At 61.9% G+C, this 15679-nt stretch carries 13 protein-coding genes; 9 read left to right on the top strand and 4 right to left on the bottom strand.

Going from position 1 to position 15679, the window contains the following annotated elements:
* Window positions 1-77: 77 nt before the first annotated feature.
* From M3I54_RS05035 to M3I54_RS05020, 4 genes are all read right to left on the bottom strand, one after another.
* Complete coding sequence (locus M3I54_RS05035) at window positions 78-467, bottom strand: nuclear transport factor 2 family protein (RefSeq protein ID WP_254333554.1); 390 nt, start codon at window positions 465-467, stop codon at window positions 78-80.
* Window positions 445-723: a hypothetical protein gene (locus tag M3I54_RS05030; RefSeq protein ID WP_254333552.1), complete on the bottom strand. Its 279-nt coding sequence runs from the start codon at window positions 721-723 to the stop codon at window positions 445-447. Before M3I54_RS05030 ends, M3I54_RS05035 begins: the two co-directional genes overlap by 23 nt.
* 161 nt (window positions 724-884) lie before the next feature.
* Window positions 885-1784: a LysR family transcriptional regulator gene (locus tag M3I54_RS05025; protein WP_254333550.1), complete on the bottom strand. Its 900-nt coding sequence runs from the start codon at window positions 1782-1784 to the stop codon at window positions 885-887.
* Between the two features lie 93 nt (window positions 1785-1877).
* Window positions 1878-2798 carry a LysR family transcriptional regulator gene (locus M3I54_RS05020; RefSeq protein WP_254333549.1) on the bottom strand — a complete coding sequence of 307 codons (921 nt, stop codon included), beginning with the start codon at window positions 2796-2798 and terminating at the stop codon, window positions 1878-1880.
* 142 nt (window positions 2799-2940) lie between these two features.
* Here M3I54_RS05020 and M3I54_RS05015 point away from each other — a divergent pair, with 142 nt between their 5' ends.
* The 9 genes from M3I54_RS05015 to M3I54_RS04975 all read left to right on the top strand — a co-directional run bounded on the left by M3I54_RS05015 (window position 2941) and on the right by M3I54_RS04975 (window position 15617).
* Window positions 2941-4170: an MFS transporter gene (locus tag M3I54_RS05015; protein ID WP_254333548.1), complete on the top strand. Its 1230-nt coding sequence runs from the start codon at window positions 2941-2943 to the stop codon at window positions 4168-4170.
* Between the two features lie 75 nt (window positions 4171-4245).
* The gene (locus M3I54_RS05010; protein ID WP_254333547.1) at window positions 4246-7434 is read left to right on the top strand and encodes an efflux RND transporter permease subunit; all 3189 of its coding nucleotides are present in this window, start codon (window positions 4246-4248) and stop codon (window positions 7432-7434) included.
* The gene (locus tag M3I54_RS05005) at window positions 7424-8602 is read left to right on the top strand and encodes an efflux RND transporter periplasmic adaptor subunit (RefSeq protein ID WP_254333546.1); all 1179 of its coding nucleotides are present in this window, start codon (window positions 7424-7426) and stop codon (window positions 8600-8602) included. Before M3I54_RS05010 ends, M3I54_RS05005 begins: the two co-directional genes overlap by 11 nt.
* The gene (locus M3I54_RS05000; protein WP_254333545.1) at window positions 8595-10019 is read left to right on the top strand and encodes an efflux transporter outer membrane subunit; all 1425 of its coding nucleotides are present in this window, start codon (window positions 8595-8597) and stop codon (window positions 10017-10019) included. Before M3I54_RS05005 ends, M3I54_RS05000 begins: the two co-directional genes overlap by 8 nt.
* Window positions 10020-10046: 27 nt before the next feature.
* Window positions 10047-11840 (top strand): 1-deoxy-D-xylulose-5-phosphate synthase, encoded by a 1794-nt coding sequence (gene dxs, locus M3I54_RS04995; protein ID WP_254333543.1) that lies wholly within the window; start codon window positions 10047-10049, stop codon window positions 11838-11840.
* Between the two features lie 123 nt (window positions 11841-11963).
* Complete coding sequence (locus tag M3I54_RS04990) at window positions 11964-12164, top strand: copper chaperone (RefSeq protein ID WP_254333541.1); 201 nt, start codon at window positions 11964-11966, stop codon at window positions 12162-12164.
* A gap of 295 nt (window positions 12165-12459) precedes the next feature.
* Window positions 12460-14325: a biosynthetic-type acetolactate synthase large subunit gene (ilvB, locus tag M3I54_RS04985; protein ID WP_254333539.1), complete on the top strand. Its 1866-nt coding sequence runs from the start codon at window positions 12460-12462 to the stop codon at window positions 14323-14325.
* Window positions 14326-14511: 186 nt separating this feature from the next.
* Window positions 14512-15153 carry a DsbA family protein gene (locus tag M3I54_RS04980; RefSeq protein WP_254333537.1) on the top strand — a complete coding sequence of 214 codons (642 nt, stop codon included), beginning with the start codon at window positions 14512-14514 and terminating at the stop codon, window positions 15151-15153.
* A gap of 101 nt (window positions 15154-15254) precedes the next feature.
* Window positions 15255-15617: a nuclear transport factor 2 family protein gene (locus M3I54_RS04975; RefSeq protein WP_254333535.1), complete on the top strand. Its 363-nt coding sequence runs from the start codon at window positions 15255-15257 to the stop codon at window positions 15615-15617.
* Window positions 15618-15679: the final 62 nt, after the last annotated feature.

The raw sequence follows: 15679 nt of genomic DNA, 5'->3' as shown, positions 1-15679 counted from the left end.
CTCGAAGATAGCCGGCGCGGGCATGGCCGGCTATCACTCGCTTCCCAGCTCGCGTAGTGGATCTTTCGAAGCGGACGTTAACTGGGCGTAATCTTCTGAACCCATTGGCTGCGCCAACCGGGCGCTTCAAAGGAATCCGAAAAATATTGGGTCTCGTGTACGACCTTGCCGTCACGGAATTCCATGATGCTAACGGTGAAAGCAGATCGCCCCTGGTAAGCGATGGTGTATTCGGTCACCCAGAGATTGCCTTCGCCCTGCATTCGCCTGACTTCGAAACCGGAAGGCTTGTCGGGATGATGTCCGCGAAGCGCCTGCAAATTCCTGCGCCCGAGAATGCGTTCACCCGATTGTGGATAGTCGCAGATGGCGTCGTCGGCGTAGATGTCGTGTTCGGCTTCGAGATCGCCAGCCGCCGACGCCTGCCAGTGCGCATTCAGCGCTTCATGTAGATTCGCGTGTTGCATGAAAAACCTCCGGGATAAAGTGTGGCAGCACTTCGCTGTGCAACTCCCCCAGTACGTCGGCGTACGGGCGCGGCGTGACTTTCGGATTCAGCGCGACGTGGCTCACGCCCGCTTCGCGTGCCTGCTCGAGAAAATCCTCGAGCGAGCGGCTGCCGATGGCGAATCCGCCCTTGATGGCGCGGAACGGATAGTCGGGCCTCGGATGCAGATAGAGGTAGCCGCCAAAGGCAATCGGCTTGAAGGCTTCGCGGCCCATCGACTGAGCGACCTGATCTTTCCAGCGGTGATTGCTGACATATCCATTGCGTTTCGCCTTGCGTTTCCCCTATCGGGAGCCAAGGTTACCCACGAACGACGCTGATAAAAACCACCTGCGATGAACAACAGTTGATACTCGCGGTCAATAACGCGGGGAACTCAAACGGCGGACATGCGCTCCTTGAGGCGCGGTGACATGAAGTCGAGAAACGCGCGCAGCTTGAGCGGCAGCGGCGTTTGGCCGGCATGGACGAGATGGATCGGCATGGGCGCCAGCTCGAACGTTTCCAGAACCAACTGCAACCGGCCTTCCTGCACGGCGCTCGCGACCTGATAAGACAGAACCCGAGTCAAACCGGTCCCGAGCGTCGCGGCGTCGATGGCCGATTCCGCCGTGTTGGTCACGAGCCGCGCGTGGATGGGCACGTTCTGTTCCGATTTTCCGCCGCCAAACGTCCACGCGCGCGACGCATTGATTCCCTCGAAACCGATGCACGCATGATTGGCGAGATCGGCCGGGTCATGCGGCGTGCCACGCTCGGCAAGATACGCGGGGCTCGCGCACACCACGGGGCGCGTTTCACCCAGGCGTATCGCAACGAGGCTGCTGTCCGGCAATTGGCCGATACGCACCGCAACGTCCACGTGGTCTTCGAGAAAATTGACGTTGCGATCGGTCAGCACGAGGCGGGCGTCGATTTCCGGATAGTGCGCGAGAAATGCCGCCATGACAGGGACGACGTGCAGCCGCCCAAAGACCACGGGTGCCGTGGCCACGAGAGAGCCTTTCGGGGCCGCATACTCGCCGGTCACGGCGCGCTCGATTTCGCCGATGTCCTCGAGAATGCGCCGGCACGAAGCGACATAGGACTCGCCGGCCTCGGTGAGCGAGAGGTGCCGCGTGGTGCGATGGAGCAGGCGGGTCTTCAGGTGCGCTTCGAGATCGCCGACTTTGCGGCTGACTGTCGCCAGCGGCTGGCCGAGCTGCCGGGCCGCGGCTGACAAACTGCCTGCATCGACGACTGCGACCAGGATGGACATCCCTTCGAGACGGTCCATGGTCTTCTCGATTATTGGAAGAGAGATTCCCGATGTTAACGGATTCGCTCCCGGTGCGAGCGCGGAGCGCCTTTACGCGGGTGGCTCAGGTGCTCACGCGGTCACAGCGTTCGCGAGTTCGCCCGACGTGCGCTCGCGCAGGCGCGGCGACGCGAAATCGAGGAAAGCGCGCAGCTTCAACGGCAGGGGCCCTTGCCCCGCATGCACGAGATTGACGGGCAGCGGCGCCGCTTCAAAAGCGTCGAGCACGACGCGAAGTTCGTCGGCGCGTACGGCGTGCGCAACCTGGTAGGACAGCACGCGTATCAGCCCCACGCCGAGGATCGCGGCTTCGATAGCGGCGTCCGCCGTATTCACGGCAAGCCGCGAATGAACGGGCACGGACTGCTCCGACTTGCCGGAGCCGAAAGCCCAGGCGCGCAGCGACGCGAGCGCCTCGAAGGTAATGCATTGATGGCCGGCGAGGTCCGCGGGCTCAGCAGGCACGCCATGCTTCGCGAGATAGGCGGGGCTGGCGCAAATGACCCGTCGCACCATGCCCACTCGGGTCGCGATCAAGGTGCTATCGGGCAACTCGCCAATACGGACCGCGACGTCCGCGTGTTCATCCATCAGATGAACTACGCGATCCGTCAGCAGGAGATTGATGTCGATCTCCGGATAGTGCGCGAGGAATTCCGCCACCACCGGCACCACGTGCAAGCGGCCAAACGCAACGGGCGCGGTGACCACGAGCTCGCCTTTGGGCGCGGCGTATTCCCCCGTTGCGGCGCGCTCGGCTTCGCCGATGTCTTCGAGAATGCGCCGGCACGCGGCGACGTATGCGCTGCCGGCTTCCGTCAATGAAAGCTTTCGTGTCGTGCGGTGAAAGAGACGCGTCTTCAGGTGCGACTCGAGTTCCCCAACCTTGCGGCTGACCGTGGCGAGCGGCATGTCGAGGCGCCGAGCGGCAGCCGAGAGACTGCCGGCGTCGGCGACCGAAACGAGGATGGCCATGGCTTCGAGGCGATTCATGGACCCTATCAAATAGTGGAAGGATGAATCTTGATCGTGAGGGATTCTCTTCGTAAATGCAAGCGCGTAACGTTCGACCTCAATCTGGATCGCGGCAATTCGCTGCGAAGACCGGAGAAATTCAACGAATAAGGAGGTTGTCTTGAGCGGCTTACCCAGCACCCCAGAACGTGCAGCTACGCCCGCCGTCGCTTCGCGCGGCAAGATCGTCATGATGGCGATTGTCGCGGGAGCAGTGATCACCAACATCTATTGCACGCAGCCGATCCTGCCGCTGATCGCTGCGGGTCTGCAGGTCAACATCACAACGGTCGATCTCGTCGCGGCGGCGGCGCTGCTCGGCTTCTCGACCGGCCTCGCGTTGCTGTTGCCGCTTGGCGACCGCTTCGACCGGCGCAAGCTCGTGCTCACCCAGATCGCCCTCGCACTCGTTTTTGCGGCGACGGCGGCGGTTGCGCCCGGCATCTGGGCACTGATCGCGGCTTCGTTTGCGCTTGGTATCGTGAGCTGCGTGCCACAGCAGCTCGTGCCCTTTGCCGCCGTCATGTCGTTGCCGAGCGAGCGGGGGCGTAACGTCGGCACCGTCGTGAGCGGCATCATGGTCGGCATCCTGGTCGGCCGCACGATCGCCGGTGTGATCGGCGCGGCGTGGGGTTGGCGTGCGGTCTACGGCGCGGAAGCCGCGTTCATGGTGCCGGTCTTTATCGCCGCCGCGACGCTTCTGCCGAAGGGCGTGCCGTCCACGAATCTTTCGTATGGGCGTCTGCTCGCTTCGTTGTGGCCGCTCGTTCGCGACAATCGTCCGATTCGTGAATCGATGATTATCCAGGCGTTGCTTTGGGCCTGTTTCAACGCCTTCTGGGTCAATCTCGCGGCGCTGCTCAAAAGCGGGCCGTGGCACCTCGGCAGCGCCTGGGCGGGCGGCTTCGGCATCATCGGCGCAGCTGGCGCGTTCGCCGCATCGTTGGGTGGTAATGCCACCGACCGGGTGGGATTTCGCAAGGTCATCGGCGCGAGTATCGGCATTGCAACGCTTGCCTACCTGCTTCTTTCCGGCGCGGCCACGTCGCTCACGCTGCTGATCGTGGGCGTGATCGTGCTCGACATCGGCGTGCAGTCCGGTCTCGTTTCTAACCAGACTCGCGCTTTTTCGGTCGATCCGAAAGCGCAGGGCCGAATCAACAGCCTCTATATGACGGCCACCTTTTTCGGCGGCGCCTTCGGTGCGACGGTCAGCGGCTGGCTCATGAGCCGCTTCGGCTGGTCGGGCATCGTCGTCTTTGGTGTCGTGCTCGGGATCGTTGCTTCCGCCATCCACTGGATCGGTGCGCCTCGCGAGTCCGCGGGCCAGGTCCCATCAAACGCAGATTGATTCAGGGCATCGCGAATCTGCTTGCTGGAATCCGCCGCGCTCAGGTCGATGCCAGCTTCGAATACTGGAATTATTATGATTGGCATCGTGCGCGTTGCGCTGAAACGGCCTTATACATTCGTCGTTCTGGCCGTGTTTATCCTGATCGTTGGCGTTCTGTCGGCGTTTCGTACCCCTACGGATATTTTTCCTCCGATCAATATCCCGGTGATTAGCGTGGTGTGGCAGTACACGGGGCTTTCGCCCGACCAGATGGAAGGTCGCGTGATGGCTCCGTACGAGCGGGTGTTGACGACCACCGTGAACGGCGTTCAACACATCGAGGGCACCTCGCTTACCGGCTACGGTATCGTCAAAATCTTCTTTCAGCCGGGCACCAATATCGGTACGGCGAATGCGCAGGTGACGGCCATTTCGCAGGAGATTTTGAAGCAGTTGCCGCCTGCGGCAACGCCGCCGTTCATCATCAATTACAACGCTTCGACCGTTCCGATTATCCAGCTCGCGCTTTCGGGCAAGGGCCTCTCGGAACAGAATCTGGCGGACCTCGGCAAGAACCAGCTGCGGCCGATTCTCGCGACGGTGAACGGTGCGGCGATCCCGTTTCCGTTTGGCGGCAAGGACCGGCAGGTTCAGATCAACATCAAGCCGTCCGAACTCGAAGCGCGCTCCTTGTCCGCTGAGGATGTGCTCAATGCGCTGACGGCGCAGAACCTCGTGACGCCGGTCGGCACCGAAAAGATCGGCAACTACGAGTACACGCTGCAGTTGAACGATGCGCCGGCGACGATCGCGGCCATTGCGAATCTGCCCATCAAGTCCGCCAACGGCACGGTTGTGCACATGCACGACGTCGCCGACGTGACCGACGGCAGCCCGCCGCAGCCGAATATCGTTCACGTGGAGGGCAAGCGTTCGGTGCTGCTCACCGTGTTCAAGAACGGTTCGGCATCCACATTGTCGATTATCGGCGGCATTCGTCAGAAGGTTGCCGATGCGAAGGGCTCCTTGCCCGACGCGCTTCAAATCGATGCGATTGGCGACCAGTCGATCTTCGTTCGGTCTGCGATCAAGGGCGTGGCGCGTGAGGGCTTGATTGCCGCCTTGCTCACGAGCGTGATGATCCTGCTGTTCCTGGGTAGCTGGCGCTCGACGGTCATCATTGCGACCTCGATTCCGCTCGCGATTCTCGGGTCGATTGCCGTGCTCTCGGTGCTCGGCGAAACGCTCAATATCATGACGCTCGGCGGGCTCGCGTTGGCGGTGGGCATTCTCGTGGACGACGCGACAGTGACCATCGAGAACATCAACTGGCACCTGGAGCAAGGCAAGGAGGTCGAAAGCGCGATTCTCGATGGCGCGGCACAAATCGTGACCCCGGCGCTCGTCTCGCTGCTTTGCATCTGCATCGTATTCGTGCCGATGTTCTTCCTGAATGGCGTGGCGAGGTTCCTGTTCGTGCCGATGGCCGAGTCGGTGATCTTCGCCATGATTTCATCGTTCATTCTGTCGCGTACGCTCGTGCCGACGATGGCGAAATACCTGCTGAAGTCGCAGGCGCATGAACAGGGACATCGCGAGTCTTCCGGTGTGTGGGCGCGCTTCCACCGTGGTTTCGAGCAGCGCTTCGAGCGCGTGCGCTCGAACTACGCTGCGATGCTCGAACGGGTGCTGGAACGTCGCCGCACGTTCGTGATTGGCTTCTTTGCATTCGTCGTGGTGTCGTTCGCGTTGATGCCGCTGCTTGGGCGCAACTTCTTCCCGGACGTCGACGCGGGCCAGATCCTGCTGCACGTGCGCGCGCCGGTGGGTACGCGTGTGGAGAGAACCGCCGAGATTTTCGCCGAAGTGGAAGCTCAGGTTCGCACGACGATTCCGCCGTCCGAACTGGGCACTGTGGTGGACAACATTGGACTCTCCACCAGCTCCATCAATACGGCCTACAACAACACGGGCACGATCGGCCCGCAGGACGGCGACATTCAGATCTCGCTGAAAGAAGGCCATGGGCCCACGGCCGCCTACGTGCGCAAGTTGCGCGAATCGCTGCCGCGCGCGTTCCCTGGCGTGACGTTCTCGTTCCCGCCTGCGGACATCGTGAGCCAGATCCTGAACTTCGGCTCGCCCGCACCGATTGACTTGCAGATTCGCGGCAACAATCTGCCGGCCGATTTTGCCTACGCAAACTCGCTGCTGCGTCAGATCCGGCACGTGCCTGGCGTTGTCGATGCGCGCATCGAGCAATCGCAGGCCAACCCGCAATTCAATATCGACGTCGATCGCGACCGCGCATCGCTTCAGGGCCTGACCGAACGCGATGTGACCAATAGCCTGGTGGTGCACATGGCGGGATCGAGCCAGATCGACCCGACCTACTGGCTCAATGCGGCCAACGGCGTGGAGTATTCGATCGTGCTCCAGACGCCGCAATACAGCGTGGATTCGCTCTCATCTCTGGTGAATCTGCCCGTGAGCGGCGGGGCCGAGGCGAACGATGGGCAAATCCTTGGCGGGGTGGCGAGCATTCACCGCACGGCGAGCAACGAAGTGGTGAGCAACTACAACGTGCAGCCGATGGTCGAGGTGTTCGCCACGACCCAGGGCCGCGATCTGGGTGCCGTCGCCGCCGACATCCGCCACATCGTTTCGGCCAATGCCAAGGACGCGCCCAAGGGTGCGAAGGTCGTTCTGCTTGGCCAGGCGCAGACGATGAACAACGCTTTCGGCGGATTGTCGTTCGGGATTTTGGGCGCTGTCGCGCTGATTTACCTGCTCATCGTCGTCAATTTCCAGTCGTGGTCCGATCCGCTCGTGATCGTGGCCGCCTTGCCTGGCGCGTTGGCCGGCATCGTCTGGATGTTGTTTGCGACGGACACCACGCTTTCGGTGCCCGCACTGACCGGCGCAATCATGTGCATGGGCGTGGCGACGGCCAATTCCATTCTGGTAGTGAGTTTCTGCCGCGAACGTCTGGCCGAGCACGGCGACGCGTTCAAGGCGGCGTTGGAAGCCGGTGCGACCCGGTTTCGGCCGGTCCTCATGACGGCGCTCTCGATGATCATCGGCATGGCGCCGATGGCATTGAGTCTTGGCGAGGGCGGAGAGCAAAACGCGCCGTTGGGCCGAGCGGTGATTGGCGGGCTGCTGTTCGCCACTGCCGCGACGCTTTTTCTCGTGCCCGCTATTTTTTGCATGATCCACTCGCGTCGGGGTCGCACATCGACGGCCGCGCAGATTACCGGAGATTCGATCCATGTCCTCTGAACCCACAACGCGCGCCGCGCTCGCGCAACGTCAGCTTTCTTTTACAGGCATTGTCGGCGGTGCACTCGCCGTCCTCATCATGGTTGGTGGCGTCTCGCTTCGCATGAAGCATGAACATCAACTCAAAGACTGGACCGAGGCACAAGCGGTTCCGTCCGTGAATGTCGTCGTGCCCGCCCCGGAGGCGCCGGGCGGCTCGCTGGACCTGCCTGGCAGACTGGAGGCCTTCGAAAGCGCGCCCATCTATGCACGGGTGAGCGGTTACCTGAAATCGTGGAGCGTCGACATCGGCACGCCGGTGAAGGCAGGCCAAACGCTCGCCGAGATCGAGACGCCTGAACTGGATCAGCAGTTGATTCAGGCGAAGGCCGACCTTACAAGCGCGCAAGCCGATGCCGCGCTCGCGAAAACGACCGCCGCACGCTGGCAAAGTCTTTTGGACTCCGATTCAGTGTCGCGCCAGGAGGTCGATGACCGCACGCAGGACTATGTGGCGAAGCAGGCTCGCGTAGCGGCAGCGCAGGCGAATCTGGACCGGCTGGTCGCGACTAAGAGCTTCGCGCGGATCGTCGCCCCGTTCGACGGCGTGATCACCGCGCGCAACACGGACGTTGGCGCGTTGATCAATGCGGGTGGCGGGACGGGGCCGCAGCTCTTCTCCGTATCGAGCGTGGACAAGCTGCGTGTGTACGTGCGCGTGCCGCAGGAATACGTGCCGGCGGTCAAGCCGGGTGGAACCGGCACCTTCACCGTGCCGGAGTATCCCGGCAAGACATTCACTGCCACGGTCGTGGGGCTGGCCGACTCGGTGAACGCCGCATCGGGCACGTCGCTCGTCCAGTTGATGGTCGATAACCCCGGGCATTTGCTGTTGCCGGGCGATTTCGTGAATCTGCGTTTTGCGTTGCCGGCACGCGCCGACGCGTTGCGGGTGCCGGCCAGTGCGCTGATATTCGACAACCGGGGGCTGCGGATCGCCACCGTCGATCATAGCGACACCGTTCACTTCAAACCCGTTTCGATCGTGCAGGACCTCGGAAACGCGGTCGATATCGGCTCGGGGCTGGCGCAAAGCGACCGCGTGGTCGATGCGCCGCCAGATGGACTCGTCGAAGGCGACCATGTTCAGGTGGTCGCGCCCACGGCCAAAGGTGGCAAGCATGACTAAGTATCTGAAACTGGCCACGCTGGTGAGCGCCATGGCGCTCGCTGCGTGCTCGCTCGCGCCGCAATACGAGGTCCCCGAAACTCCCGTTGCGGCGCAGTACCAGACCCAGGGGCCATGGACCGTGGCGAGCCCCGCTGACCAGCTCGAGCGCGCGGGATGGTGGAAGCTGTACCAGGAGCCCGAACTCGACGACCTCGAACAACGGCTGATCGCGAATAACCCCGACCTGAGCGCGGCGCTGTTTCACTATGAGCAGTCCCAGGCGTACATCAGGCAGGTCAAGTCGCAGATGTACCCGCAGGTTTCCGCAGCCGGCAATGTCCAGCGCGCGCGCGAGTCCGACACGCGGCCGTTGCGCAGCCCGACTGGGCCGACCGATTACAATTCAGCCACGCTGGGTGTCGAAGTCGACTACGAAGTGGACCTTTGGGGACGCGTGCGCGATTCCGTTGCCGCAAGCAAGGACGAAGGGCAGGCGTCGAAAGCGGATCTCGCGTCGACGCAGTTGAGCCTGGAAATCGAGCTGGCCCGAAGCTATATCGACCTGCGGGGCCTCGATCAGCAGATTCAGCTTATCGAGGGCACCCAGGAGGCGTACCAGAAGGCGCTCGACCTGACCCGCAACCGGCATGGCGCGGGCATCGTGTCGGGTCTCGACGTCGCGCGCGCGAGCAACCAGTTGTCATCGGTCCAGTCCGAACTTACTCAGGTCAGGGCCAGGCGCGCTTTGCTGGAACACGCGGTGGCGGTGCTCGTCGGCGCGTCGCCTTCGGAGTTTCAGCTCGCGCCGAGTACCGATTCCATCGCGTTGCCCGTCGTTCCGGTCGGGGTGCCGTCAACGCTGTTGCAAAGGCGGCCTGACGTCGCCGCGGCCGAGCGGCGGATCGCAGCGGCAAATTCAAAGATCGGCGTGGCACGCGCGGCGTACTTCCCGACGCTCACGCTCAGCGCGCAAGGTGGCGTGCAAAGCTCGGTGCTTGGGAATCTGCTCAGCCTTTCCAGTTCGTATTGGGCGATCGGACCGTCGCTGGCGGTGTATCTGCTGGACGGCGGCAAGCGCCGGGCGCAGCTGGATTCCGCGAAGGAGGCCACGGCCGAGGCAGGCGCACGCTATCGCAGCGTGGTGCTGGCGTCGTTCAGGCAGGTGGAGGACAACCTCACGTTGCTCGACGATCTGGGCACCGCGACGAATCAGCAGCAGGACGCGGCCAGTGCAGCCCAAACCGCGCTCAACCTGGCGCTCGCGCGCTATCAGCGCGGCGCGGTGAGCTACCTGGACGTGGTCGAGGCGCAATCCTCCGAGCTTGAAGCGCAACGCAGCGTAATCGAGCTTCGCACGCGGCAACTGGATGCGAATGTCGACCTCATTCACGCGCTGGGCGGCGGCTGGACCACGGATGACCTGAAAGCCGGTTGAATTCAACACATCAAGGATTGAAACGTCATGAACTTACTTGACATGATCGATTTCCCGAGCAATTTGCGCGATCTGGAGGAGGGTGAGCTTCAGCGCCTGGTGGACGAGGTTCGAGAATTCGTGATCGAAAGTGTGTCGAGTACCGGCGGCCACCTGGCATCGAACCTCGGTGTGGTGGAGTTGTCCGTTGCGCTTCACTATGTATTCGACACGCCGCGCGATCGCCTGGTGTGGGACGTGGGACACCAATGCTATCCGCACAAGATATTGACCGGCAGAAAAGCGGGCATGGCAAGCGTGCGGAAAGTGGGTGGGATGGCCGGTTTCCCGGCGCGTGAAGAGTCGCCTTACGACGCTTTCGGTGTCGGGCACGCCGGCACGTCCATTTCGGCGGCAGTCGGCATGGCCTTGGGCCTGCGCGGTCGAGACGCCCGCGTCGTTGCGGTCATCGGCGACGGCGCACTGTCTGCGGGTATGGCGTATGAAGCGCTGAATCACGCGGGGTCCTGCGAGGCGCTGCCGCTGACGATTATTCTGAATGACAACCGCATGTCGATTTCACCGGCAGTAGGCGGACTGAATGATCATCTCGAGTCGCTGGTTACGCGTTGGCGCGACGAAGCGAATGTCCCTCCATCCACGCTATTCGAAACACTGGGTCTGGATTACGTCGGTCCCGTCGATGGCCACGATATTCCGAAACTACTCGCCGCGCTGCGGGACGCGAAGACACGCATACGCCCGCACGTCATCCACGTGGTGACGAAGAAAGGAAAGGGTTATCGACCGGCGGAACGCGAGCCCGTTGCTTATCACGGGCCCAGTCCGTTCAAACCTGAGACAGGGCTCGTGCGTCCGAGAGGCGGCAAGCTGACCTATAGCCAGGTATTTGGCCAATGGCTGTGTGACTCGGCGACGACGGATGAACGAATCTTCGGCATCACGCCCGCGATGAGCGAAGGGTCCTGTTTGACCGAATTCGAGCGTCGTTATCCGGATCGCTACATCGACGTGGGTATCGCGGAACAGCACGCTGTCACGCTGGCGGCCGGCCTCGCCGTTGAGGGAATGAGGCCCGTTGTCGCCATCTACTCGACGTTTCTTCAGCGCGGGTATGACCAGCTGATTCACGATGTTGCCCTGCAGAATCTGCCGGTTTTGTTCGCGTTGGATCGCGCGGGGATTGCCGGGGGCGATGGTGCTACGCATCTGGGTGCGTTCGACATCGCGGCCCTGCGCTGCGTCCCGAATATGGTGGTGATGACCCCGTCCGATGAAAAGGAATGTTATCGCATGCTGAACACGGGTCTTGCGTGGCCTGGACCGTGCGCCGTGCGATACCCGCGGGCGACAACCGGGTCTGAGGTCATTGAGCAGACAAAAGAGACGCTGCCGCTCGGAAGAGGCGTGATTTGCCGGGTGTCTGGCGAGCAGGGCGGCGCGCGGGTGGCGTTTCTGGCGTTTGGGCCCTTGCTCTCGGTCGCGATGGAAGTCGCAAAGGAGATCGATGCGACCGTGGTCGATATGCGCTTCGTGAAGCCGCTCGATGAAGATTTGTTGCTGACGGTTGCAAACGAGCACGAGGTGATCGTGACACTCGAAGAAGGCACCGTGATTGGCGGAGCGGGTGCCGCATGCGCCGAACGGATCGCGGCGGAAGGGTGGGCTGTACGAATGCTACGGCTCGGACTTCCCGACGAGTTCGTCCAGCACGGCGACCGTTCTGAACTGCTCCGATTGAATGGCCTGGGTGTCGCAGGCGTGCGGGCAGCGGTCATGGCATTCACCGAAGAGGTAGACGTACTCGACAAAGTTGGATGATCGCCTCGTGCCGCTGGTTTTGGTTACGCGATGTAAAGAGTGAATTGAGGCTGGCCTGGTTGGCGGCATTGGGCGTTGATCCTATAGTTATCCAGACTGGTTATCCAGACAGAGAGGTGAAAAATGAAGTTCGCGATGAAAACTGAAATCCGTACGGACGATCTTCCGACGATCGTGCATGCGATGAAGTCCGTGGACGCCGACGCGAAGGTCGATGTCGATGTTGGCGCGCAAACCGTGAGCGTCGACTCATGGTTGATGCCCGAAGAGTTTCTGGTTGCGTTCTACGACGAGGAGCTGGACGTGGGCATTGCCGAATGGTAGGAGTAGGCAACGGTCAGCCGTCGTGGCCCGGATGCGACTCATCCTGGCCCACAGACCACCTAATTGCCGACGCACACCGCTTCAATCGTTGTCAGAATCTTCAGAGCCCTTTCTCACGGTATTTCCAGGCGCACGTCAAAAGAGTGCCGGGTGGACTGTGCTTCGTGCGGAGAACCCGCTGAAGCCGTCGTCCACGAACTGGTAGGGGACATACGCTGTTCTTGAGTCGGAAGGGAAATGATCTGTTATGTTTGGCCGCTGATCGCATCAGCGCCCGTTTCCGTGCGAGTCAGGTATGACCCAGAACCCAAAAATAGCTTCAGAAGCCCCCCATAAAGCGCCGCTTCCCGGCGAACCGATGTCAGGCGCCGACATCATCTTGCGCGTACTGAGCGAACAGGGTGTCGATACCGTGTTCGGCTATAGCGGCGGCGCGATCTTGCCGACCTACGACGCGGTGTTTCGTTTCAACGAACTGCATGCCGACGAGCCCGAGCGTCAGATCAACCTCGTCGTACCCGCCAACGAACAGACCGCCGGTTTCATGGCCGCGGGGTACGCGCGCGCGAGCGGAAAGGTTGGTGTGTTCATGGTGACGTCGGGTCCCGGCGCGACCAATGCGGTGACGCCGATTGCCGACTGCAATGGCGATTCGGTCCCGGTGGTCCTCATCTGCGGGCAGGTGCCGCGTGCTGCGATCGGCAGCGACGCGTTCCAGGAAGCGCCGGTGTTCAACATCATGTCGGCGTGTGCCAAGCAAGTGTTTCTGGTGACCGACCCGGACAAGCTCGAACAAACGCTGCGCACTGCGTTCGAAGTCGCGCGCACCGGTCGTCCCGGCCCGGTTGTCGTGGATGTGCCCAAAGACATCCAGAACTGGACCGGCGCCTGGCAGGGGCACGGCACGTTGGCGTTTCGCGGCTATTCCGACCGGCTTCGCAAGGTGGCGAAGGGAGCACGTCTCGAAGAGAGCAAGCGCCATGAATTCTTCGATCTGCTGGCGCAAAGCAAGCGCCCGCTGCTCTATGCAGGCGGGGGCATCATTACGGCCGGCGCCACGGCGGATTTGCGCCAGTTCGCCGAGCGCTACCGGATTCCCGTCGTGAACACGTTGATGGGGCTCGGCTCGATATCCGTGAAGCACGAGCTGGGGCTCGGCATGCTGGGCATGCACGGCGCGGCGTGCGCGAACTACGCGGTGGAAGATTGCGACTTCCTGATTGCCGTGGGCGCGCGATTCGACGATCGCGTCGCCGGCGGCCGCCCTCACGCCTTTGCGCCGCGAGCGCGCTATGTCGCGCACATCGATATCGACGAAGCGGAGATCAACAAGGTGAAGCGCGCGCACTGGACCCATGTGGGCGACGCGAAGGACACGTTGCTTTCGCTGATGAAACACGAAGCGCAGGTCCAGGCGCCTTTGGCGTGGCTCGACCACATCGCGGAGCTCAAACAGCGCTACGGCATGAACTACGACCGCAAGAGCCCGCTCATTCAGCCGCAATTCGTTGTTGAGAAGTTGAGCGAGATTACCGGCGGGCGGGCTATCGTCACTACGGGCGTGGGCCAGCACCAGATGTGGGCCGCGCAGTTCTTCGACTTCGTCGAGCCGCGAAGCTTTCTCACCTCGGGCAGCATGGGGACGATGGGCTTTGGCTTGCCCGCTGCGATCGGCGCCCAGTTGGGACGCCCGGATGCCCTCGTGATCGACATCGACGGCGACGGCAGCATGCGCATGAATATCGGCGATCTGGAGACCGCGACCACGTATGGCGTGCCGGTCAAAGTGCTGCTGTTCAACAATGTCGGTGACGGGATGATCCGGCAGTGGCAGCGTCTCTTTTACGACGGGCGCCTGTGTGTGAGCGACAAGTCGCTTCATCGAAAGGACTTTGTCATGGCCGCGCGTGCCGACGGGTTCGAGTTCGCGCAGCGCGTCGAGGCCCTGGGCGAAGTCGAGGAAAAACTTAGGGCTTTCGTGGCGTTTGACGGTCCTGCTTTCCTCGAAGTCATGATCGATCAGGATGCCGATGTGTTTCCGATGGTCGGGCCTGGCATGAGCTATTCGGACATGATCACCGGGCCGTTCATCCCGTCGAGGGATGCAGAGGAGTCCGGGGGCACGCGTGCAGGTCATCAAACGCCTTCGGACATGTTCTAGGCCAGTACGACCGCGCCAGTCTGCTCGTGAGGCGCATTTCGTCTTTCCGCCATGTAACAAAAGAAGTTCTGGCTACGGCGTTTATCGAGTCAGGCCGGAACCCTATAGTGACTCTGATGGCTGGGAGCGATGCGGGGCATGGGGTCCTGCGGGCCCTGCGTTGTCTCTTCATTTGAGCGAGCAAGAATGAAACTGATCTATGTTGGCGATCCGATGTGTTCGTGGTGCTATGGCTTTGGAAAGGAGCTTTCGGCGCTCGTCGCGCGCGTGCCGGATCTGAAACTGGAAATCGTGGCCGGCGGTATTCGCGCTGGCGCGACCGATGTTCTCGACGCAACCGGCAAGCGTTTCCGGCTGCAGCACTGGCAGCGCGTGGAAGCGCTGAGCGGCTTGCCGTTCAACCGCGAAGCGTTCATGGCGCGCGAGGGGTTCGTCTACGATACCGAGCCGGTATGTCGTGCCGTTGTGGCGGCACGCCGCTTCGCGAGTGGAGACGCATTGCTCTCGATGTTCCGCGCGCTCCAGAACGGATTCTATGTGCAAGGGCTGGATACGACCGACGGTCGCGTGTTGAGCGATATCGCCGCAACGGCGCTGGATGCCGTGGGCGTTCAGGTGAGCGCCGACGCGTTCTACCAGGCATGGGCAGCAGCAGAAACGAAAGAAGAGACGCAGCGCGATTTCGCACGCGCGCGAGCGCTTGGCGTCGCGTCATTCCCGACCTTGCTGCTTGAAGAACAAGGCCGGACGTACGCTGTGCATTCGGGCTATGCGAGCGTCAACGTCCTCGAAGAAAGGCTCAACGAGATCGAGGGGCCGCTTGCCTGATCGCTCTTGATCGTGGTTTTTCGAAGCGGGCTGCGCAAGCGATTGCACAGCCCGCTTCGAATTCTCAGACCGAGGTGGGAATCAAAAAGGAGTGTGACGCAATGAACGAAAGCAACGAAATCGTCGAACTCGTCCAGCGCTATTTCGACGCCACCTGGCGAGGCGATGTGGAGCAGTTGAGAACGGTGTTCGATCCGCGCGCGGTCGTAGCGGGGGAGGTGAATGGTCAGCCCTACTACAAGACGATCGAGGAGTATCTTGCGGGTGTGGCAAACAGGAAATCGCCAGCCGAATTGGGCGAACCGGTCAAAACGGAACTGCTGATGCTCGATGTTCAGAAAAACATCGCGACGGCGAAACTGCGCGTACGCATGCTGGGTTTCAATTACTACAATTATTTTTCGATCATGCGCCAGCGTGACAAATGGCTTGTCATTACGAAGACGCTAACCAACGTGGAATAAGTGGCTGCCCCGCGCCCCCTGCCTCGACGACCCATCGAGGCAGGGGGCGCGGGCGATGCTCA

Source organism: Paraburkholderia sp. CNPSo 3274, assembly GCF_024206475.1.
Taxonomy (GTDB): Bacteria; Pseudomonadota; Gammaproteobacteria; order Burkholderiales; family Burkholderiaceae; genus Paraburkholderia.
Note: the sequence above shows the minus strand (reverse complement) of the source record. Positions and strands in the feature narration are given on the sequence as shown.